The organism is Streptomyces sp. DI166, from assembly GCF_900091315.1.
Taxonomy (GTDB): domain Bacteria; phylum Actinomycetota; class Actinomycetes; order Streptomycetales; family Streptomycetaceae; genus Streptomyces; species Streptomyces fuscus.
In genome coordinates this window covers 6621-31687 of sequence record NZ_FLSP01000095.1, presented here as the reverse complement: position 1 = coordinate 31687, position 25067 = coordinate 6621, and the positions used below count along the sequence as shown (strand labels likewise).

1 protein-coding gene is annotated in these 25067 nt (G+C 72.9%); it reads left to right on the top strand.

The window, feature by feature from the left end; translation table 11 throughout:
• Window positions 1-14: 14 nt before the first annotated feature.
• The gene (locus tag GA0115233_RS41985; RefSeq protein WP_093723954.1) at window positions 15-25025 is read left to right on the top strand and encodes a type I polyketide synthase; all 25011 of its coding nucleotides are present in this window, start codon (window positions 15-17) and stop codon (window positions 25023-25025) included.
• Window positions 25026-25067 lie beyond the last annotated feature (42 nt).

Sequence of the window (25067 nt, the reverse complement as noted above, 5' to 3'; positions counted from 1 at the left end):
CCGGTCTGTTCGCTGTGGAAGTGGCTCTGTATCGGTTGGCGGAGTCGTGGGGTGTGCGTCCGGACTTTGTGATGGGCCACTCGATTGGTGAGCTGGTGGCCGCGTATGTGGCGGGTGTGTTCTCGCTGGAGGATGCCTGCCGCCTGGTTGCCGCGCGGGGTTCGCTGATGCAGGCGCTGCCGCCCGGTGGAGCCATGCTCGCCGTCCAGTCCGGTGCTGTTGAGGAGTATCTGGACGGTGTGGACGTGGCCGCCGTCAACGGGCCGTCGTCCATGGTGCTCTCGGGTCCCGAGGAAGCCATCGAAGCCGTACGGGAACGCCTCACGGCAGCGGGGATCAAGTCCCGCCGCCTGAAGGTCTCCCACGCCTTCCACTCGGCGCTGATGGAGCCGATTCTCGCCGACTTCGAGCAGGTGGCGGCCGCCATCACCTACGCCGCCCCGCGCATCCCTCTCGTCTCGAACCTGACCGGAGCGATCGCCGCCGAGGACATCCGCACTCCCGCCTACTGGGTCCGTCACGTCCGTGAGGCCGTCCGCTTCGCCGACGGCCTCCGCACGCTCACCGAAGCGGGCGTGACCAAGTTCCTGGAGCTGGGCCCGGACGCCACACTCACCGCGATGGCCGCCGAATCCACCGACGGCGTGCTCGTGGCCGGAACCCGCCGCGACCACAACGAAGTCGAGACCTTCACCCAGGCCATCTCCCGCCTTTGGGTGAGCGGCGTGGACGTGAACTGGGCTGCGTTCTTCGAGGGCCGCAACCCCCACCGCGTAGACCTCCCCACCTACGCCTTCCAGCGCGACCACTACTGGCTGCTCGACGACGCCGCGGCGGCCGGTGACCCCGTGGGACTCGGGCTCGGTGAGGCCGGGCATCCGTTGCTGGGGGCGGCGGTACCGCTGGCCGGCGGGGACGGGGTGCTGCTCACGGGGCGGCTGTCGAGGCGTACGCACCCCTGGCTCGCCGATCATGCCGTGGCGGGGAACGTGTTGCTCCCCGGTACCGCCTTCGTCGAACTTGCCGTGCGGGCCGGTGACGAGGTCGGGTGCGCGAGCGTACGGGAGTTGGCGCTCCAGGCACCGCTGGTGGTCCCCGAGCAGGGTGGTGTTCAGGTCCAGGTCGTCGTGGGCGGCGCCGAGGCGGGCGGGCAGCGTTCGGTCGTTGTCTACTCCCGTCCCGAGGAGCTGGGGCCGGACGCCCCCTGGACCGCACACGCGGAAGGTGTCCTGACCGATGCCCCGGTGACCGCGTCCACGGACTTCGGCGAGTGGCCGCCCGCGGACGCGGAGCCCGTGGATGTGTCCGGCTTCTACGCCGAGGCCGCGGCCGCCGGTTACGGCTACGGGCCTGCCTTCCAGGGCCTGACGGCACTCTGGCGGCGGGGCGAAGAGGTCTACGCGGAAGTGGGGTTGGCGGACGAGGCCGGGGCCTACGGTGTGCATCCGGCGCTGCTGGACTCCGCGCTGCACGCCCTCCTCGCCTCCTCGGAACTCGGCGGGGAGCTGCGGCTGCCGTTCCTCTGGGAGGGCGTCTCCCTCCTCGCGTCCGGGGCGAGCGCCGCCCGGGTTCGTATGGCTCCCCGGGGTGAGGACACCGTGTCCGTGGAGCTGTCGGACGCGAGCGGCGCGCCGCTCGCCGTCGCCCAGTCCCTGCGGTTGCGCCCGGTGGCCCCGGAGCAGCTCGGCACCGCAATCCCGGACTCCCTCTACCGGCTCGAATGGCAGCCCGCCCCCACCGCTGACGCCGGTCCCGTGCACGTCACGCGGTACGCCGGAATCGACGACGCGCTGGCCGCACTGGACGCGGGTGACACGGCTCCCGAGGTCGCGCTGGTGGAGGTCGGCGGTGGCGAGAGTGCCGCCGGGACCACCGCCGATGTACTGGCGCTGCTGCAGGGCTGGCTGGGCGAAGAGAGGTTTGCCGGGGCGCGCCTGGTGGTGGTCACCCGGGGCGCGGTGGCCACCGACGCCGGGGATGTCGTCGATCTGGCGGCCGCGCCGGTGTGGGGGCTCGTGCGGTCCGCGCAGTCGGAGAACCCCGGGCGCTTGGTGCTGGTCGACTTGGACCCGCAGGCCGAAGGTGATCAGGATTCCGCGGAGCGGGCGGCCTTGGCGACGGACGAGCCGCAGGTGGCCGTACGCGCGGGGCGGGTGCTGGTGCCGCGTCTGGTGCGTGCGGCCCGGGAGCAGCTGACGCCGCCGGTGGATGCCGCCGCCTGGCGGTTGGACACTTCCGGTACCGGCACGCTGGACGGGCTCGCGCCGGTCGCGGCGCCCGGGGCGACCGCGCCGCTGGAGGCCGGGCAGATCCGGATCGCCGTCCGCGCGGCCGGCGTGAACTTCCGCGACGTCCTGATGAGCCTCGGCATGTACCCGGGTCGCCCGGTGCTGGGCAGCGAGGCCGCGGGGGTGGTCCTCGAAGTCGGTGAGGACGTCACCGACCTTGCTCCCGGCGACCGGGTGATGGGCCTTGTCATGGAGAGCTTCGGGCCGGTGGCGGTGGCGGATGCCCGGGTGGTCGTGCCGGTGCCGGATGGCTGGTCCTTCGAGCAGGCGGCGACCGTTCCCGTCGTCTTCCTGACGGCGTACTACGGGCTCGTCGACCTCGGTGGGCTCCAGCAGGGCGAGACGGTGCTGGTGCACGCGGGTGCGGGCGGGGTCGGGATGGCGGCGATCCAGCTCGCCCGTCACCTGGGCGCCCGGGTGCTGGCGACGGCGAGCCCGGGGAAGTGGGACGTGCTGCGCGGCCTCGGGCTGACGGACGACCAACTCGCCTCCTCCCGGGACCTCGGTTTCCGGGGTGCCTTCGACGGACAGCGCGTGGATGTCGTACTCAACTCCCTGGCGGGGGAGTTCGTCGATGCCTCGGTGGATCTGCTGGCGCCGGGCGGCCGGTTCCTGGAGATGGGCAAGACCGATGTCCGTGACCCGGAGCGGTTCGACGCGGTCCGTTACACGGCCTTCGACATGCTGGATGCCGGTCCCGTGCGGATCGGGGAGATGCTGCGGACGTTGATGGAGCTGTTCGTGTCCGGGGCGTTGGAGCCGTTGCCGGTGCGGGCCTGGGACGTGCGCCGGGCGCGGGAGGCGTTCCGGTACATGAGCCAGGCCCGGCACGTCGGCAAGGTCGCCCTGACGATGCCGGTTCCGCTCGACCCGGACGGGACGGTACTGATCACCGGGGGCACGGGCACGCTGGGCGGGCTGGTGGCCCGGCATCTGGTGACCGGTCACGGCGTACGGAACCTGTTGCTCACCAGCCGGAGGGGTGGTGAGGCACCGGGGGTCGCCGAACTCGTCGCCGAGCTGGAGGAGTTGGGAGCCACGGTTCACGTGGCCGCCTGCGACGCGGCTGATCGGGCGCAGTTGGCGGCTCTGCTGGACGGGCGGCGGCTGACGGGTGTCGTGCATGCGGCGGGTGTGCTGGCCGACGGGCTGGTCACCTCCCTCACGCCCGACCAACTCGCCTCCGTCTGGCGGCCGAAGGCCGAGGCGGCCGTCCACCTCGACGAACTGACCCGCGACGCCGACCTCGCCTTCTTCGTGCTGTACTCGTCGGTGTCGGCCGTGCTCGGCGGTGCGGGCCAGGCCAACTACAACGCCGCCAACACCTTCCTCGACGCCCTCGCCCATCACCGCCGAGCCGACGGACGGCCCGCCACCTCCCTCGCCTGGGGCCTGTGGGAGCAAGCCAGCGCGATGACCGGCGAGTTGGACCGTACGGACCGGCAGCGGATGCGCCGGATGGGTCTGGCACCGATGCCGTCGGCGGAGGGGCTCGCGCTGCTGGACCGGGCGCTGGCGAGCGCGGACCCGGCGCTTGTGCCCGCCCGCCTCGACCTAGGCGGGCTGCGCGGGGCCGAGAGCGTACCGGCCGTACTGAGCGGACTCGTGCGTACGGCGCCCGCGCGTCGTACGGCGGACGCGTCGTCGCCCGCCGACCGGGACGCGGGGGCGTCGCTGGCGGACCGGCTCGCGGGGCTCGGCCGGGACGAGCGGGAGCGGCGGCTCGTGGAGCTGGTCCGCGGACAGGTCGCCGCTGTGCTGGGGCACGCGTCGCAGGAGTCCGTCGACGCCGGGCGCTCCTTCAAGGAACAGGGCTTCGACTCGCTGACCGCCGTGGAACTGCGGAACCGGCTGGTCGCCGCCACGGGGTTGAGGCTGCCGACAGGGCTGGTCTTCGACCACCCGACTCCGGTGCGTGTCGCGGCGTACCTTCAGGCGGAGCTGTGGGGGGCGGCGGACGAAAGGGGGACGGCGGCCCTCGCACCGGTGGCGGCAACGGCAGGCTCAAGGGGAACGGCAGCGGACGAGCCGATCGCCATCGTCGGGATGGCCTGCCGTTATCCCGGTGGCGTGGCCTCGCCGGAGGACTTGTGGCGGCTCGTCACCGACGGCACGGACGCGATCGGGGACTTCCCCGCGGACCGGGGTTGGGACCTGGACGGGCTGTACCACCCGGACCCGGACCACCCCGGCACGTCGTACACCCGCCGGGGCGGATTCCTCCACGACGCCGCCGAGTTCGACCCGCATGCCTTCGGGATCGCGCCGCGCGAGGCGCTCGCGATGGATCCGCAGCAGCGGTTGCTGCTGGAGACGAGCTGGGAGGCGATCGAGCGGGCCGGTATCGCGATCGGTTCGCTGAAGGGGTCCAACAGCGGGGTCTTCGTCGGTGCGGGGTACCCGAGTTACCTCGTGGACCTGGAGCGCACTCCGGACGCCGTGGAGGGCTTCTCCCTGACCGGCAACGCCGCGAGTGTCGTCTCCGGGCGTCTGTCCTACACGTTCGGGCTGGAAGGGCCGGCGGTCACCGTCGACACGGCGTGTTCGTCGTCGCTGGTGGCATTGCACCTGGCGGTGCAGTCGCTGCGGAACGGGGAGTGCGACCTGGCGCTCGCGGGCGGCGTCACCGTCATGCCGAGCCCCGGTCTCTTCCTTGAGTTCAGCCGTCAGCGGGGGCTGGCGGCGGACGGCCGCTGCAAGCCGTTCGCGGCTGCGGCCGACGGGACGGGGTGGGCCGAGGGCGTCGGCGTCCTCGTCGTCGAGCGGCTGTCGGACGCGCGGGCCAAGGGGCACCGGGTGCTGGCGGTGGTGCGAGGGTCGGCCATCAACCAGGACGGGGCGTCCAATGGGCTGACGGCCCCCAACGGGCCCTCGCAGCAACGGGTGATCCGGGCGGCACTCGCCAACTCCGGCCTGTCGCCCGCGGATGTCGACGTGGTGGAGGCGCACGGGACGGGTACGACGCTCGGGGACCCGATCGAGGCGGATGCTCTGCTGGCCACGTACGGGCAGGGGCGGGACGACGAACGGCCGTTGTGGCTGGGGTCGGTGAAGTCCAACATCGGGCACACCCAGGCGGCTGCCGGTGTCGCGGGCGTCATCAAGATGGTCATGGCGCTGAGGGCGGGCGTTCTGCCCCGCACGCTGCACGTCGATGAACCCACTCCGCATGTTGACTGGTCGGTGGGTGGGGTTCGACTACTCACCGAGCCGCTGGAGTTGAGGCCCGAAGGGCGTCCTGGGCGGGCCGGTGTGTCGGCGTTCGGGATCTCCGGGACGAATGCGCATGTGGTGCTGGAGGCGGCTGCCGAGGCGGAGGGTGCGGGGCCGGTCGTGGTTTCCGGGCCTCGGGGGTTGTCGGGGTCTTCGGTGGTGCCGTGGCTGGTGTCGGGGCGGACTGCGGGGGCGCTGGCCGAGCAGGCGGGGCGGTTGGCGGGGGTTGTCGGTGATCCGGTTGATGTGGGGTGGGGTCTTTGGGCTTCGCGTACGGCCCTGGAGCATCGGGCGGTTGTCTGGGGGCGTGAGGCTGCGGAGCTGAGGGCTGGGCTGGGGGCGTTGGCGGCGGGTGGTGTGGCCGGTAATGCCGTGTCCGGGGTGGTTGGTTCGGGGAGTGGCGTTGTCTTCGTCTTCCCGGGGCAGGGGTCGCAGTGGGTGGGGATGGGGCGGGGACTGTTGAAGTCGTCGCCGGTGTTCGCGGCGCGGATCGCCGAGTGCGAGGCGGCTTGGTCGACTTACGTCGACTGGTCGCTCACAGAGGTGCTGCGGGGCGATGACGATGCCTGGATGCGGCGGGTGGACATGGTCCAGCCCGTGCTGTGGGCCGTGATGGTGTCGCTGGCGGCGGTGTGGGAGGCCTTTGGGGTCGAACCGGCCGCTGTGATCGGGCATTCGCAGGGTGAGATCGCGGCTGCGGCGGTTGTTGGTGCGCTGAGCTTGGATGACGCGGCGCGTGTGGTGGCTTTGCGGTCGGCTGCGATCCGGGATGAACTTGCCGGTCGTGGTGGGATGTTGTCGCTGGCGACGGGTCCTGAGCTGGCTGCGGAGTGGGTCGCGCCGTACGGTGACCGGGTCTCGGTGGCGGTCTACAACGGTCCGGACGCGACGGTTGTGGCCGGGGACCCGGAGGCCCTGGACGGGATCGCCGCTGCGGCGGAGGCGGAGGGTGTACGGGCCCGGCGGGTGCCGGTGGATTACGCCTCCCACTCGGCGCACGTGGAGGACATTCGGGAGCGGTTGCTGGATGTGCTCCGCCCGGTGTCGCCCGAGCCGTCCCGGGTGCCGTTGATCTCCACGGTGACCGGTGAAGTGCTGGACACGACCTTGATGGACGCCTCGTACTGGTACGAGGGGTTGCGGCAGCCTGTGCGCTTCACGGATGCGGTCCGGGAGGCGTTGTCCTACGGCCGTTTCGTCGAGGTCAGTGCGCATCCGGTGCTGACCATGGGTGTGCAGGCCATCGCCGAGGCGGCGGAGAAGCCGGTCGCTGTGGTCGGCACGCTTCGTCGTGACGAGGACGAGGACGCCCGTTTCCTCGCGAACGCCGCCGAACTCTGGGTGCGCGGCGTGGACATCGACTGGTCCGCCGTCTTCTCCGGTCGGCCTGTCAACGCGGTCGAGCTGCCCACGTACGCCTTCCAGCGCGAGCGCTACTGGTTGACGTCCGGCGCCGGCAGCGCGGATGTCAGCGGGGCCGGGCTTGCCGCTGCCGATCACCCGTTCCTGGGTGCGGCCGTCAGCCTCGCCGGGGACGGGGGAGTGGCGCTTACGGGGCGGCTGTCGCTGCGTTCGCATCCTTGGCTGGCCGACCATGCCGTGGCCGGGACGGTCCTGTTCCCCGGCTCTGGCTTCGTCGAGCTGGCGATCAGGGCCGGGGACGAGGTCGGCTGCGGGTATCTCAGCGAACTGGCCCTTCAGGCACCCCTCGTACTGACCGAGGAGACGGCAGTACAGCTTCAGGTCGTGCTCTCGGCGCCGGACGCTTCGGGCCGCCGGGCCCTGACGGTTCACGCGCGGCCAGACGACGGCGGGATCGAGACACCGTGGACCACGCATGCCGTGGGTGCGGTGTCCCCGGAGGCCGGTTCGGTGCCTGATGGCGAACTCGCGGTCTGGCCTCCGCAGGGCGCCGAAGCGGTCGACGTCTCCGACTTCTACTCCGCTGCGGGCGCGGCCGGTTATGAGTACGGGCCGGTGTTCCAGGGGTTGCGTGCGGTGTGGCGGCGTGGGGATGAGGTGTTCGCCGAGGTTGGATTGGGGGAGTCGGAGCGGGCTGGGGCTGCTCGGTTCGGGGTGCATCCGGCTTTGTTGGATGCGGCGTTGCATGCGGTGTTGCCGGTGGTGGGTGGCTCGGCGGTGCGGTTGCCGTTTGTGTGGTCGGGTGTGTCGTTGTCGTCGGTGGGGGCGTCGGCGGTGCGGGTGCGGTTGGCTCCTGCTGGTGGGGATGCGGTGTCGGTGTGGGTGGCCGATGCGGCGGGTGCTCCGGTGGCGGTGGTGGAGTCGCTGGCCCTCCGCCCCGTCGATACCGGGGAGTTGGCTGCTGCTGGACGCGAGTACCTGTTCCGCGTTGAGTGGGCCCCCGTGTCGGCGGAGGGCGAGCCGACTTGGGCCCTGCTCGGTGAGGAGGATCGGTACGGGCTGGGCGGGGCGCGCTTCCACGGGCTGACCGCGCTGGCCGAGGCCGGAGTGCCTTCCCCGGTGCTGTGGGCAGCTCCTGTTGATGCCCTCGGCGACGTACTCGCCATGGCACAGGAGTGGCTGGCGGACCAGCGGTTCGCCGACGCCCGCCTGGTGGTTGTCACCCGGGGGGCCGTAGGTGGGGATTCTCCCGACGCCGCTGCCGTGTGGGGTCTCATCCGTTCCGCCGAGGCGGAGAACCCCGGTCGGTTCGGGCTGCTCGACCTCGACGCGGGCACCGATTGCGTGGGTGGAGCCCTTGCCGCGCTCGTTTCGGGGGAGTGGCAGGTCGCGTTGCGGGGTGGGGAGGTGTTTGCTCCGCGTTTGGTTCGTGCCGGTGGTGGCGTTGGTGTGGTGGCCGGTTTTGGTGATGGTGCGGTGCTGGTCACGGGTGGGACGGGGTTGCTGGGTGGGTTGGTGGCCCGGCATCTGGTGGGTCGGTATGGGGTTCGCAGGCTGGTGTTGGTCAGTCGGCGGGGGGTGGAGGCGTCTGGGGCTGCGGAGTTGGTGGCGGAGCTCGCGGATGCGGGTGCTGTCGCTGATGTGGTGGCGTGTGATGTGGCTGATCGGGAGGCGTTGGCGGCTCTGTTGGCCGAGCATCCGGTCACGGGGGTCGTCCACCTCGCGGGCGCTCTCGATGACGGAGTCGTCACCTCGCTGACACCCGACCGGCTCAACTCCGTACTGCGGCCCAAGGTCGACGCTGCCGTCAACCTGCACGAGCTGACCCGCGATCTCGACCTCTCCGCCTTCGTCCTGTTCTCCTCCGCCGCCGGTGTCTTCGGCACGGTGGGCCAGGCCAACTACGCCGCCGCCAACGCCTACCTGGACGCCCTCGCCCAGAAGCGCCGGACCGAGGGACTGCCCGCGCTCTCGCTCGCCTGGGGACTGTGGGCCGACGCCAGCGGCATGACCGACGGGATGACCGAGACGGACCGGGCACGTGTCACTCGCCAGGCCATGGTTCCCCTGACCGCCGCCCAGGGGCTGGCTGCCCTCGACGCCGCGCTGGCGTACGACGACCCGCACCTCGTACCGGTCGCCTTCGATCGCGTTGCGCTTCGGACCCAGGCCGACGCCGGCCTGCTCTCACCCCTGCTGCGCGCCCTCGTGCCCGCGACGGTTCGCCGGGCCGTCGCAGACACCACCGACTCGGGTACCCCCACGCTGGCCCGCCGGCTTCTGGCGCTCCCTGCCACGGAGCGCGAGCCGGTGGCCCTGGACGCCGTTCGCACGCACGTCGCCTCCGTACTCGGGCATGCGGGGACGGCCTTGATCGGCGCCGACCGCACGTTCAAGGAGTTGGGTTTCGACTCGTTGTTGGCGGTGGAGTTGCGGAACCGGCTGGGTGAGGCGGTGGGGGTGCGGCTGCCCGCGACTTTGGTCTTTGACCATCCGACGCCGGTTGCTGTGGCGCGGTTGTTGGTGGATGAGCTGGTGGGAGTGGTGGAGTCGGCGGCCGAGGTTTCGGCTGTGGGTGTGCCGGTTGTTGGTGATCCGGTGGTGATTGTTGCTGCTGCGTGTCGGTATCCGGGGGGTGTGCGGTCGCCGGAGGAGTTGTGGCGGCTGGTGGTTGAGGGGCGGGATGCGGTGGGTCCGTTCCCGTCGGATCGGGGCTGGGATCTGGAGGGGTTGTTCGATCCGGATCCGGGTGCTGTGGGGAAGTCGTATGCGTGTGAGGGGGGTTTTCTTTACGACGCTGCGGAGTTCGATGCGGGGTTGTTCGGTATTTCGCCGCGTGAGGCGGTGGCGATGGATCCGCAGCAGCGGTTGTTGCTGGAGACGTCGTGGGAGGTGTTCGAGCGGGCGGGTATCGCGGTGGACTCGGTGCGGGGGAGTCGTACCGGTGTCTTCGCGGGTGTGATGTACCACGACTACGCCAGCCGCCTTCCGAGCATCCCCGAGGACATTGAGGGGTACATCGGCACCGGCACCTCCGGCAGCGTGGTCTCCGGGCGCCTCGCCTACACCTTCGGCCTTGAAGGGCCTGCCGTCTCCGTCGACACGGCCTGCTCCTCCTCGCTGGTCGCCCTCCACCTCGCGGCCCAGGCACTGCGGAACGGCGAGTGCGACCTCGCCCTGGCCGGAGGCGTCACCGTGATGCCGACGCCGGGCACCTTCATCGACTTCAGCCGGCAGCGGGGGCTTGCGGCGGATGGGCGGTGCAAGTCGTTCGCTGCGTCGGCCGATGGGACGGGGTGGGCCGAGGGCGCGGGTGTGCTGCTGCTGGAGCGGCTGTCGGATGCGCGGCGGAACGGTCACCAGGTGCTGGCGGTGGTGCGGGGGTCGGCTGTCAATCAGGACGGTGCGTCCAATGGGCTTACGGCGCCCAATGGGCCCTCGCAGCAGCGGGTGATACGGCAGGCGTTGGCGTCGGCGGGACTCCGGCCGGCCGATGTGGACGCGGTGGAGGCGCACGGGACCGGGACGACGCTCGGGGATCCGATCGAGGCGCAGGCGCTGCTGGCCACGTATGGGCAGGAGCGGGAGGCGGACCGGCCGTTGTGGCTGGGGTCCGTCAAGTCCAACATCGGGCACGCGCAGGCCGCCGCCGGTGTCGCCGGTGTCATCAAGATGGTCATGGCGATGCGGGAGGGCGTGCTGCCGCGCACCCTGCACGTCGACGAGCCCACTCCTCATGTCAACTGGTCCGCGGGCCATGTCTCCCTCCTGACTCAGGAGCGGTCCTGGGAGGCGCCGGGCCGTGTACGTCGAGCGGCGGTCTCGTCCTTCGGAGCCAGTGGGACGAATGCGCATGTGATCTTGGAGGAGGTGTCGGAGGAGTCGCCCGCCGCTGGTGATCCGGTGGGTGGTGGCTTGGTGCCGTGGGTGGTGTCGGCCGGTTCGGCGGTGGCGCTTGGGGCGCAGGCGGGGCGGTTGGTGTCGGCGGTTGAGGGTCTGCATCCGGTGGATGTGGGCTGGTCGTTGGCGACCGGTCGGGCGGCGCTGGGGCATCGGGCCGTGGTGTGGGGGCGTGAGGCCGGGGAGTTGAGGGAGCGGCTTGCGTCGGTGGAGTCCGGTGGTGGGCTGGTTGAGGGTCGGCTGGCGGTGCTGTTCACGGGGCAGGGCTCGCAGCGGGCGCGGATGGGTGCGGAACTGGCTGCGGAGTTCCCCGTGTTCGCGTCGGCACTTGAAGAAGTGTGCGCGGCCTTCGAGGGCTTGCTGCCTCAGCCGCTGGCGGAAGTCCTCGCGGACGGGTCGGGTGTGCTGGACCGGACGGTGTTCACGCAGGCCGGTCTGTTCGCTGTGGAAGTGGCCCTGTATCGGCTGGTGGAGTCGTGGGGTGTGCGTCCGGACTTTGTGATGGGCCACTCCGTCGGTGAAATCGTCGCCGCTCATGTGGCGGGTGTGTTCTCGCTGGAGGATGCCTGCCGCCTGGTTGCCGCGCGGGGTTCGCTGATGCAGACGCTGCCGCCCGGCGGAGCCATGCTCGCCGTCCAGTCCGGTGCTGTTGAGGAGTATCTGGACGGTGTGGACGTGGCCGCCGTCAACGGGCCGTCGTCCATGGTGCTCTCGGGTCCCGAGGAAGCCATCGAAGCCGTACGGGAACGCCTCACGGCAGCGGGGATCAAGTCCCGCCGCCTGAAGGTCTCCCACGCCTTCCACTCCGCGCTGATGGAGCCGATGCTCGCCGACTTCGAGCAGGTGGCCGCCGCCATCACCTACGCCGCCCCGCGCATCCCTCTCGTCTCGAACCTGACCGGAGCGATCGCCGCCGAGGACATCCGCACTCCCGCCTACTGGGTCCGTCACGTCCGTGAGGCCGTCCGCTTCGCCGACGGCCTCCACACGCTCACCGAAGCGGGCGTGACCAAGTTCCTGGAGCTGGGCCCGGACGCCACACTCACCGCGATGGCCGCCGAATCCACCGACGGCGTGCTCGTAGCCGCAACCCGCCGCGACCACAACGAAGTCGACACCCTCACCTCGGCCGTCTCCCGCCTTTGGACCAGCGGCGTGGACGTGAACTGGGCTGCGTTCTTCGAGGGCCGCAACCCCCACCGCGTAGACCTCCCCACCTACCCCTTCCAACACGACCGCTACTGGCTGGACGCCCCCACCCCCGCAGGCAACCCAACAGACTTGGGCCTCGACGCCACTGAACACCCGCTCCTCGGCGCGGCCATGAGCCTCGCCGCCGACGGGGGAGTGGTCCTCACCGGCCGCGTCTCCCTCGGCACCCACTCCTGGCTCGCCGACCACACGGTGTCGGGCACCGTCCTCCTCCCCGGTACGGCGTTCGTGGAGCTGGCGATCAGGGCCGGAGACGAGGTCGGTTGCGGCCAGCTCGTCGAACTCACCCTCCGGTCGCCGCTGATCGTCCCGGAACAGGGCGGTGTCCAGATCCAGGCAGTCGTAGGCGCCGCCGACGAGGACGGCCGCCGCGCTCTGACGGTGTACGCCCGTCCGGAGTCGACCGACGAGGCCTGGACCGCACACGCGGAGGGTGTGCTGGCAGAAGCCCGGACAGCCGCGCCCGCCGACCTCACCGCCTGGCCACCCCCCGGCGCCGCGCCCCTGGCCCTCTCCGGCTTCTACACCCGCGCCGAGGAGGCGGGCTATGCCTACGGCCCCGCCTTCCAGGGCCTCACCGCCGCCTGGCGCCGCGCCGACGAGCTCTTCGCCGAAGTGGAACTCGCGGCAGAGGCCGACGCCTTCGGCCTGCACCCCGCGCTGCTCGACTCCGCGCTCCACGTCGTACTCGCCACCGCCGAGGACCCCGGTGAAGAGCTGCGGCTGCCGTTCCACTGGGAGGGCGTTGCCCTCCACTCCTCCGGCGCCACCACTGCCCGGGTCCGCATCGCCCCCGAGGGCGACGGCACCCTCTCCGTGCTCCTCGCCGACGGCACCGGCGCCCCCGTCGCCGTCATCGACTCCCTGACTCTGCGCCCGGTGACGCCGGAGCAGTTGGCGGCGGCCGTCGACACGAGCGGGGACTCCCTCCACCGACTGGCCTGGGAACCCGCACCACAGGCCGCCGCCGAGCGACCGGTGCGCGACTGGGCGGTGCTCGGCTCGGGCCAGGATCTGCCCGTGCCGCCCAACGGCAGCCCGTACCCCGACCTCACCGCGCTCCAGGCGGCCGACACCCCCGTCCCCCCGCTCGTCCTGCACGCGCCCACCCCCGGCAACGACCCCGAGCGGACGACGACCGATCTGCTCACGCTCGTACAGACCTGGCTGTCGGACGACCGACTGTCCGACACCCGGCTCGCGATCGTGACACGCGGCGCCGTCGCCACCGCCGACGCCGACCCCGTCGACCTCTCGACCGCCCCCCTGTGGGGCCTGATCCGGTCCGCCCAGTCGGAACACCCCGGGCGGTTCCTCCTGCTCGACCTGGACACGACCGTCGACGAGGACGATGCGGCCGTGGTGCGGGCTGGGTTGGCTTGTGGTGAACCGCAAGTGGCGGTACGGGAGGGGCTGCCGCTTGTGCCGCGACTCGTGCGCGCGGCCGGCTCCGTCGACCACCTCACACCCCCGTCGGACGGACAGGCCTGGCGCCTGGACACCCGGGGCACCGGGTCCCTGGACGGCCTGTCGCTCGTGCCCGCACCGGACGCGGAAGGGCCGCTGGAGCCGGGACAGGTCCGCATCGACGTACGCGCGGCTGGGCTCAACTTCCGCGATGTCCTCATCGGACTCGGCCTGTATCCCGGCGAGGCGAACATCGGCAGCGAGATCGCCGGTGTGGTTGTCGAAACGGCCGACGACGTCACCGACTTCACCCCCGGCGACCGGGTACTCGGCCTGGTACCGCGCAGCTTCGGACCGCTCGCGGTGGCGGACGCACGGGTCATCGTGCCGATGCCGGAAGCGTGGTCCTTCGAGCAGGCGGCGACGGTCCCCGTCGTCTTCCTGACGGCGTACTACGGGCTCGTCGACCTCGGTGGGCTCAAGCGGGGCGAGACGGTGCTGGTGCACGCGGGTGCGGGTGGGGTCGGGATGGCGGCGATCCAGCTCGCCCGTCATATGGGTGCCGAGGTCCTTGCCACGGCCAGTCCGGGCAAGTGGGATGTGCTGCGTGGTCTGGGTCTGTCCGAGGACCGGATCGCCTCCTCCCGCGATCTCGGCTTCCGTGAGGCCTTCGCCGGTCGCCGTGTCGATGTCGTACTGAACTCCCTGGCCCGCGAGTTCGTGGACGCCTCCCTCGAACTCCTCGCCGACGGCGGCCGGTTCCTGGAGATGGGCAAGACCGACATCCGGGACCCGGAGCAGCTCCCCGAAGTCCGGTACACGGCCTTCGACATGCTGGACGCCGGTCCCACCAGGATCGGCGAGATGCTCCACGCCCTGATGGACCTGTTCGCCTCCGGTGCCCTGGTGCCGTTGCCGGTTCGGGCGTGGGACATCCGGCGGGCGCGGGACGCGTTCCGTTTCATGAGTCAGGCCAAGCACATCGGCAAGGTCGCCCTGACCGTACCGGCGCCCGTCGACCCGGACGGCACCGTGCTGATCACGGGCGGCACCGGCACCCTCGGCTCCCTCCTGGCCCGCCACCTCGTCACCCGGCACGGCGTACGGCGTCTGCTCCTCACCAGCCGCCAGGGCCCCGACGCCCCGAACGCACGGCAGCTCACCGCGGAACTCGAAGAGCTGGGCGCCGAAGTCACCGTCGCCGCCTGCGACGCCGCCGACCGCGACCGGCTCGCCGAACTCCTCCACGGCCGCCGCCTCACGGGCGTCGTCCACGCGGCGGGCGTCCTCGCCGACGGCCTGATCACCACCCTCACCCCCGACCAGCTGACCACGGTCTGGCGGCCGAAGGTCCAAGCCGCCCTCAACCTTCACCACCTCACCCGACACCACGACCTCGCCTTCTTCGCCCTGTACTCCTCCGCCTCCGGCGTCTTCGGCAGCCCCGGACAGGCCAACTACGCCGCCGCCAACACCTACCTCGACGCCCTCGCCCACCACCGCCGCGCCCAGGGGCTGCCCGCCACCTCCCTCGCCTGGGGCCTGTGGGAGCAGGACAGTGCGATGACCGGCGAGTTGGACCGGGCGGACCGGCAGCGGATGCGCCAGACGGGTTTGGCGCCGATGACCTCGGCGGAGGGGCTGGCGCTGCTGGACCGGGCGCTGGCGAGCGCGGATGCCGCCCTGGTGCCCGCTCGCCTCGACCTCGCCGGGCTGCGTGGGGCCGAGGCCGTGCCCGATGTCCTCCGAGGGCTCGCCCGCGGCAGACTGCGCCGCACCGCACGTACCGCCGCCTCCCCCGAGGCCGGGACGGCGCTCGCGGAGCGGCTGGCGGGGCTGAGCCGGCCGGAGCGGGAGCGGCGGCTCCTGGAACTGGTCCGCGGGCATGTCGCCGCCGTCCTCGGGCACGCCACCGAGCAGTCCGTCGACGCCGACCGTTCCTTCAAGGAGCAGGGCTTCGACTCGCTGACCGCCGTCGAGCTGCGCAACCGCCTGGGTGCGGCAACCGGTCTGCGCCTGCCCACCGCGCTCGTCTTCGACCACCCGACGCCGACCGCTCTCGCACGCCACCTCCACGCCGAACTGTGGGGCACGGACGAGCAGGAGCCGGAGACCGCCGCCCTCGCCGCCCCCGACGAGCCCGTCGCCATCGTCGGGATGGCCTGCCGCTTCCCCGGCGGGGTCACCTCGCCCGAGGAGCTGTGGCGGCTGGTCGCCGAGGGCGTCGACACGATCGGGACCTTCCCCACCGACCGGGGCTGGGACCTGGACGGGGTCTACCACCCGGACCCGGCCCACCCCGGGACCACGTACACCCGCCAGGGCGGTTTCCTCTACGACGCCGCCGAGTTCGACCCGGAACTGTTCGGGATCTCGCCGCGCGAGGCGCTGGCCATGGACCCGCAGCAGCGGTTGCTGCTGGAGACGACCTGGGAGGCGTTCGAGCGGGCGGGGCTGGCGCCGACGTCGCTGCGGGGCAGCCGTACCGGGGTGTTCGCGGGTGTCGTCGCCACCGACTACGCGGCCCGGCTGGACGAGGTGCCCGACGACGTGGAGGGCTACCTCGGTATCGGCAACACCTCCAGCGTCGCCTCCGGCCGGCTCGCCTACACCTTCGGTCTGGAAGGCCCGGCGGTCACTGTCGACACGGCGTGCTCCTCGGCGCTGGTGGCGCTGCATCTGGCGGCGCAGTCGCTGCGGCAGGGCGAGTGCGACCTGGCGCTCGCGGGCGGGGTCGCGGTGATGCCGTCGCCGTACATGTTCGTGGAGTTCAGCAGGCAGCGCGGGCTCGCGGTGGACGGGCGCTGCAAGGCGTTCTCGGCCGCCGCGGACGGCACCGCCTGGTCCGAGGGCGTCGGTGTGCTGGTCGTCGAGCGGCTTGCGGACGCGCGGCGCAACGGGCACCAGGTGCTGGCGGTCGTCCGCGGCTCCGCGATCAACCAGGACGGCGCCTCCAACGGGCTGACCGCCCCGAACGGCCCTTCGCAGCAGCGCGTCATACGGCAGGCGCTGGCCTCCGCCGGGCTGACGGGCGCCGATGTCGACGCGCTGGAGGCGCACGGCACGGGTACGGCGCTGGGGGACCCGATCGAGGCGCAGGCGCTGTTCGCCACGTACGGGGAGGGCCGTGACCCCGAGCGGCCGCTGTGGCTCGGATCGGTGAAGTCGAACATCGGGCACACCCAGGCCGCCGCCGGGGTCGCGGGCGTCATCAAAATGGTGATGGCGATGCGGGAGGGCGTGCTGCCCAGGACGCTGCACGCCGACGAACCGACCCCGCACGTGGACTGGGCGGCGGGCGGCGTACGGCTGCTGGCCGAGGAGCGGGAGTGGACGGCGGAGGGCCGACCGCGCCGGGCCGGTGTCTCCTCGTTCGGGATCTCCGGTACCAACGCCCACATCATCCTGGAGCAGGGGCCCGAGCCCGTCGGCCCCGAGTCCTCGCAGCTCGGCCCCGAGTCCTCGGAGCCGGTCGGCTCCGGGCGCCTCCCGTGGGTCCTGTCCGGCCGTACCGAGGCCGCCCTCCGCGCCCAGGCCGACCGACTCGCCCGGTTCACCGCCGAGCGGCCCGGTCTGCCCGCCGACCGCGTCGCGCTGTCGCTCGCCGCCACCCGCGCCGCCCTCGACCACCGGGCCGTGGTCCTCGCCGACGACGGCGCGGGCTTCGAGCGCGGGCTGGCCGCCGTCGCCGCGGGACAGCGCGCGCCGGAGGTCGTCACCGGCGTCGCCGAATCCGGTGGACCCGTTGCCGTGCTCTTCACCGGGCAGGGCGGTCAACGCCTCGGCATGGGCCGGGAGTTGTACGAGACCTACCCGGCCTTCGCGCGGGAGCTCGACGCAGTGTGCGAGGCGCTCGACGCGCACCTGGAACGGCCTCTGCGGGAGGTGCTGTTCGCCGAGCCGGGCAGCGCGCAGGCGGCCCTGCTGGACCGTACCGCCTGGGCGCAGCCCGCCCTCTTCGCGGTCGAAGTCGCCCTGTACCGGCTCGTCGAGCGGTGGGGTGTACGCGCGGACTACGTCGCCGGGCACTCCGTCGGCGAACTGGCCGCCGCCCATGTCGCCGGGGTGCTCCCGCTGGCCGACGCCGCCGAACTGGTCGCCGCGCGCGGCCGGTTGATGGAGGCCATGCCCGAGGGCGGTGCCATGCTCTCCGTCCAGGCGGGCGAGGACGAGGTCCGCGAAACCCTCGCCGGTCACGAGGACGCGGTGAGCGTGGCCGCCGTCAACGGGCCGGAGTCCGTCGTGATCTCCGGTGACCGCTCGCGCCTCGTCGAGCTGGACGCCCTCTGGCGCGAGCACGGGCGCAAGACCCGCTTCCTGCGGGTCAGTCACGCGTTCCACTCCCCGCACATGGACGGCATGCTCGAAGAGTTCGGCACCGTCGCCGCCGGACTGGAGTACGCCGAGCCCCGCATCCCGGTCGTATCCAATGTCACCGGCGCGGGCGCGTCCCCCGGCGAACTGGGCAGCGGCGCCTACTGGGTGCGTCACGTCCGTGAACCCGTCCGCTTCCTCGACGGCGTGCGCTGGCTGCGCGAGCAGGGCGTGACGGCCTTTCTGGAACTCGGACCCGACGGCGTACTGACCGCCATGGCCGCCGACTGCCTGGGCGCGGACGAGGCACCCGGAGCACCGAAGGCGGACACGTCACCCGAGCCGCCCGCCCTGCTGCTGTCCGCCCTCCGCAAGGACCAGCCCGAACCCACCGCCGTCCTGCGCGCCCTCGCGACCCTGTACGTCCACGGCGGCACCGTCGACTGGGCCGCCCTCCACGACGGTGACCCCGGACGTCCGATCGCGCTGCCCACCTACCCCTTCCAGCGCTCCCGCTTCTGGCTGGAGTCCGCCCGCACCGCCCCGGCGGACTCCGTGGACGCCACGTTCTGGGAACTGGTGGAGAACCAGGACGCCTCCGCCCTCGCCACCGCGCTGGACCTCGACGACACCGGCCCGGACCTCGGCGCGCTGCTGCCCGCACTCGCCTCCTGGCGGCGCGGTGAGCGCGACCGCTCCACCCTGGACGCCTGGCGCTACCGCACGGTCTGGAAGCCCGTCACCACGGTCGGCTCCGGGCGCCTCGACGGCACGTGGCTGGTCCTGCTCCCCGCCGAGCGAACCGCTACCGACGCCCGCGTCCTCGACGCCCTGCGCGCCTTCGGCGCCGACCCCGTCGAACTCCGCGCCCCCGCCGACGAGCGCCTGGCCGACGCTCTGCGCGCGGCCGCACCCCCGTACGGCGTCTCCGGCGTCCTCGCCCTGCTCCCGTCCGACCAGGACGCCGACGCCACGCTCGCCCTGCTCCAGGCGCACCTCTCCGCCGGGCTCGACGCCCCGCTGTGGTGCGTCACCCGGGGCGCGGTCGCCGTCACGCCCGACGAGCGGATCGCCCGCCCCGCCCTCGCCCAGGTCTGGGGTCTCGGCCGGGTCTTCGGGCTCGAACACGCACCGCTGTGGGGCGGCCTGATCGACCTGCCCGGCGAGGGCGACCTCGACGAGCGGGCCGCCGGGCGGCTCGCCGCGCTGCTGGCGGGCCGGGACGGCGAGGACGAGTGCGCCCTGCGCGGCTCCGGCACCTTCCTGCGCCGCCTCACCCGCGCCGCCACGACCGGCACCCCGGCCGACGGCATCCGGTGGAAGCCCGGCGGCACCGTCCTGATCACCGGCGGCACCGGCGGCCTCGGCGCGCACCTCGCCCGCTGGCTGGCCCGCAACGGCGCCGAGGACCTGGTGCTCACCAGCAGGCGCGGACCCGACGCGCCCGGCGCCGCCGAACTCGAAGCCGAGCTGCGGGAGCTGGGCGCCCACGTCGCCGTCGTCGCCTGCGACATCGCCGACCGGGACGCCGTGGCCGCGCTCCTCGACGCGCTGCCCGGCCGCCGCCCGCTCAGCACCGTCGTCCACGCGGCCGGCGTCGCCCACTTCACCGCCCTGGAGGAACTGACCCGGGCCGAACTCGCGGAGGTGCTGGCCGCCAAGGCCCACGGGGCCGACCACCTCGACGCCCTGCTCGGCGACCACGAACTCGACGCGTTCGTACTGTTCTCCTCCATCGCCGGGGTGTGGGGCAGCGGACGGCAGGCCGGCTACGCCGCCGCCAACGCCCACCTCGACGCCCTCGCCCACGACCGGCGGGCCCGCGGACTCACCGCCACCGCCGTGGCTTGGGGCGCCTGGGCCGACGGCGGCATGGCCGACGGCGAGATGACGGCCCACCTCGCCCGCCGCGGCATCCGCACCATGCGGCCCGACCTGGCCGTGGCCGCCCTCCAGCAGGCGCTGGACCGGCAGGACACGAACGTCACGGTCGCCGACATCGACTGGGAGCGCTTCGTACCCGCGTACACCGCGACCCGGCACCGCCCGCTGATCAGCGAACTCCCGGACGCACAGGCACATTTCACCGACCCCGACGCCCCGGTGGCGGACAGTGGCCTGGCTCGCACGCTCGCCGGGCGCACCCCCGAGCAGCAGGAACAGCTCCTCACCGAGACCGTCCTCACCGAGGTCGCCGCCGTCCTCGGGCACAGCGACACCGCGGGCCTGCAGCACCACCGCGCCTTCAAGGACCTCGGCTTCGACTCCCTGACCGGCGTCGAACTGCGCAACCGCCTCTCCGCGGCCACCGGACTGCGCCTGCCGTCCACCCTGGTCTTCGACCACCCCACCCCGGCCGCCCTCACCGCCCACCTGCGCGCGGAACTCCTCGGCTCGACCGCCGAGACGCCCGCACCGCGGACCGAGCGGCGGGCGCGCACGGACGAGCCTGTCGCCATCGTCGGCATGGCCTGCCGCTACCCCGGCGGCGTCACCTCCCCGGAGGACCTGTGGCGGCTCGTCGTCGAGCAGGGCGACGCCATCGGCGCCTTCCCCGCCGACCGCGGCTGGGACGTCGACGCCCTGTACGACCCCGACGGGCGCCGCCCCGGCACCTCGTACGTCCGCGAGGGCGGCTTCCTCTACGACGTCGCCGGATTCGACGCCGAGTTCTTCGGGATCTCCCCGCGCGAGGCGCTCGCCATGGACCCGCAGCAGCGCCTGCTGCTGGAACTGTCCTGGCAGGCCCTGGAACGCGCCGGCCTGCCCCCGGCCGGACTGCACGGCTCGTCGACCGGACTGTTCGTCGGCTCCAACGGCCAGGACTACGCCACCCTCCTGGGCCGCGACCCCGACGCCGTCGCCGGGTACCAGGCCACCGGCAGCGCCGCCGCCGTGGTCTCCGGCCGCATCGCCTACGCCCTCGGCCTGGAAGGCCCCGCCGTCACCGTCGACACCGCCTGCTCCTCCTCGCTGGTCGCCCTGCACCTGGCCGTCCAGTCCCTGCGCAACGGCGAGTGCGAGACGGCCCTCGCCGCCGGTGTGACGATCATGTCCACACCGGGCGCCTTCGTGGAGTTCAGCCGCCAGCGGGGGCTCGCCGAGGACGGCCGCTGCAAGCCCTTCGCCGAGTCCGCCGACGGCACCGGCTGGTCGGAGGGCGCCGGTGTGCTCGTCGTCGAGCGGCTGTCGGACGCGGTCCGCAACGGACACCGGGTCCTGGCCGTCATCCGCGGCTCGGCCATCAACCAGGACGGCGCCTCCAACGGACTCACCGCCCCCAACGGCCCGTCCCAGCAGCGCGTGATCCGCGCCGCCCTGTCCGCCGCCGGACTGTCCGCGGCCGACGTGGACGCCGTCGAGGCCCACGGCACGGGCACGACCCTCGGCGACCCCATCGAGGCCCAGGCCCTCATCGCCACCTACGGCAAGGAACGCACCCCCGGCCGGCCCCTGTGGCTCGGCTCGGTGAAGTCCAACATCGGGCACACCCAGGCCGCCGGCGGTGTCGCCGGTGTCATCAAGATGGTCATGGCGATGCGGGAGGGGGTCCTGCCGCCCTCCCGGTACGCCGACGAGCCCAGCAGCCACGTCGACTGGTCCGACGGCACCGTCGCCCTCCTCGACCGCCCCGTGCCCTGGGAACAGGGCGGGAGCGGCCCGCGCCGCGCCGGTGTCTCCGCCTTCGGCATGTCCGGCACGAACGCCCACATCATCCTGGAGGAGGCCCCGCCGGGCACCTCCCGCACCGCCCCGACGGTCGTCCCCGGCCCCGCCGGACTCCCCGGCTCACGCGTCCTGCCCCTGGTCGTCTCGGCCCGCACCGCCGAGGCACTGGCCGCCCAGGCGGACCACCTCGGGGACGTGCTCGCGGACACCGACCCGGTGGACGTCGGCTGGTCCCTCCTGACCACCCGGTCCCCGCTGGAGCACCGCGCGGTCGTGTGGGGCGCCCAGGCGGACGAACTGACGGCCGCGTTGCGGGCGTTCGCCTCCGGAACGGCCACCGCCCAGGCGGTCGGCGGCACGGCTCCCGAGACGGGCGCGGGCGTGGTCCTCGTCTTCCCCGGTCAGGGGTCGCAGTGGCTGGGGATGGGGCGCGGGCTGCTCGACTCCTCGCCGGTGTTCGCCGCGCGGATCGCCGAGTGCGAGGCGGCCCTGTCGGCTCACGTCGACTGGTCGCTGACCGACGTGCTCCAGGATGATGACGACGCCTGGATGCGGCGCGTGGACGTGGTCCAGCCCGTGCTGTGGGCGGTCATGGTGTCGCTGGCCGCTGTCTGGGAGTCCTTCGGGGTCCGGCCCGCCGCGGCGATCGGCCACTCGCAGGGCGAGATCGCGGCCGCGGTGGTCGTCGGTGCGCTGAGTCTGGACGACGCGGCGCGTGTGGTGGCGCTGCGGTCGGCCGCGATCAGGGACGAACTCGCCGGCCGTGGTGGCATGCTGTCGCTGGCGACGGGGCCCGAGCTGGCTGCGGAGTGGGTTGCGCCGTACGGTGACCGGGTTTCGGTGGCGGTCTTCAACGGGCCGGACGCCACGGTCGTGGCGGGTGACCCGCAGGCCCTGGACGAGATCGCCGCTACCGCGGAGGCGGCAGGTGTACGGGCCAGGCCGGTCCCGGTGGACTACGCCTCGCACTCGGCCCAGGTGGAGGACATCCGGGACCGTTTGCTGGAGGTACTGGCCCCCGTCGTGCCGCAGGCTTCCCGCATCCCCCTGATCTCCACCGTCACCGGCGAACAGCTCGACACGTCCACCATGGACGCCTCGTACTGGTACGAGGGCCTGCGCAAGCCCGTCCGCTTCACCGAGGCCGTCCAACAGGCCCTGCCCCACGGCCGTTTCATCGAGGTCAGCGCCCACCCCGTCCTGACCATGGGCGTCCAGGCCATCGCCGAAGCGGCCGGGCAGAAGGTCACAGCCGTCGGCACCCTGCGCCGGGACGAGGACGACAACGCCCGCTTCATCGCCGGCGCCGCCGAACTCTGGATCCAGGGCGCCGACATCGACTGGACCGCCGTCTACTCGGGCCGCACCGTCCGCCACGTGGACCTGCCCACCTACCCCTTCCAGCACCGCCGCTACTGGCTGGAGCCCGACGAGGACACCCCCTCGCCCGCCGACACCGGGGACGCCGCCTTCTGGGAGGCCGTCGAGCGTGCGGACGTGGACGCGCTGGCCGGTGCGCTCGCGCTCGGTGGAGAGCGGGAGGTGTGGCAGGAGGTGCTGCCGGAGCTGGCGGCGTGGCGGCGGCGCCGGCGGGAGCTGTCGACCGTGGACGGCTGGCGGTACAAGGTCGGCTGGAAGCGGCAGCCCGACAGCGACGCGCCCGTCACGCTGACCGGCCGCTGGCTCCACCTGACCTTCGAGGGCGCCGAGGACGCCTGGCGCACGAGCCTGGCCGGGCTGCTCGCCGAGCGCGGGGCCGAGGTCGTGACGCTGACCGTGCCGTCCGGTGCCGACCGTGCTGTGATCGCCGGACTGCTGACCGAGGCGGCCGGGGACCAGGGCCTGAGCGGGGTACTGTCCACCCTGGCCCTGGCCGACGAACTGCCCGTCGACGGCTACCCGATGGTCGCCGCGGGTGTCGCGGCCACCCTCGCGCTGATCCAGGCCGTCGGGGACACCGGGCTCGACGCTCGGGTCTGGTGTGTCACCCGGGGTGCCGTCGCCACCGGTTACGGCGACGGGATCACGCACCCCGTGCAGGCCGAGGTCTGGGGCATGGGCCGGGTCGCCGCGCTCGAACTGCCGCAGCAGTGGGGCGGGATCGTCGATCTGCCGGCCGACATCGAGGACGAGCCGGTTCGTCGGCGGATCGGGTCGGTGCTGGCGCAGCGCGAGACCGTGGAGCACGACCAAGTGGCGGTCCGGGCAGTGGGGTTGCTGGCCCGGCGGATGCTGCCCGCGCCGCTGCCGGCCGACGGCCCGGTACGGGAGTGGAGGCCGCGCGGTACGGCCCTCGTCACCGGCGGCACCGGGCTGCTCGGCGGCATCCTCGCCCAGTGGCTCGCCCGCAACGGCGTCGAGCATCTCGTCCTGACCAGTAGGCGCGGCGCGGACGCTCCGGGTGCCGCCGAACTCCGGGCGGAGCTGGAGGAGTTGGGTGCCAGGGTGACCGTCGCCGCCTGTGATGTGACGGACCGGGCCGCGCTCGCCTCGCTGTTCGAGGGGCTGGACGCGGCCGGTGAGGACATCCGGGCCGTCTTCCACACCGCCGTCCGCTACGAGCTGGGCGCCCTCGCCGACACCACACTCGACCAGTACGCCAACGTCGTCGACGCCAAGATCACCGGCGCCCGGATACTCGCCGAGCTGCTGGGGGAGCGGGAGCTGGACGCGTTCGTCGTCTACTCCTCGGTGGCCGCCCTGTGGGGCAGCGGCGACCACGGCGCCTACTCGGCGGCCAACGCCCACCTCGACGCCTGGGCGCTCGGCCAGCGGGCCCGGGGCGTGCCGGTGACCGCCGTGGCGTGGGGCATCTGGGACGCGGTGAACGAGCGGGACAGCGAGGACGCCGCCGAGCGTCCCGTCCTCAACCGGCGCGCCCAGCGGCAGGGGCTGCCGCTGATCGACCCCGAACTGGCCCTGACCGCCTTCCAGCAGGTGCTCGACCACGACGAGGTGAACGTGGCCGTCGCCGACGTGGAGTGGGAACGCTTCACGCAACTGTTCACCTCCGCCCGCAACACCCGTTTCCTGGACGACCTCCCGCAGGCCCGGCCGTATCTCCCCGCCTCCGGCGAGAGCGCCACCCCGGTCCCGCAGGCGGGCGGCGGCGCGGATCTGCGCGAGCGGCTGCGCGAGCTGCCCGCCGGTGAACAGGACCGGGAACTGCTGGAGTTGGTGCGCACCCATGCAGCGGCCGTCCTCGGGCACAGCGGCCCCGCGACCATCGACGCGGACCGCGCCTTCAAGGACCTCGGTTTCGACTCGCTGACCGCGGTCGAACTGCGCAACAGGCTCGGCGCCGCCACGGGACTGAGCCTCCCGGCCACCCTCGTCTTCGAGTACCCCACCGCGACCGCGCTCGTCGCCCTGCTCCGCGAGGAACTGGCGCTCGACGGCGGCACGGGCGCGGGCGGCGGACCCGCGGACGTACTGACCGAACTCGGCCGGCTCGAAGAGGCGCTGGCCGAGTCCGCCCCCGACACCGACACCCGCCTCAGGCTCACCCGCCGGCTCCAGAGCCTCCTGGTGCGGCTGAACGACGACGGAACCGGCGACAGCGGTCCGGCCGGTGCCGACAGCCCTGACGAGGACGACCTCGAAGCGGCCACCGCGGACGAGATGTTCGCCCTGATCGACCGCGAATTCGGTACCTCCTGACACCGCTCCGGACCCCGACCCCCCAGCTCAGTGGAGATGTCG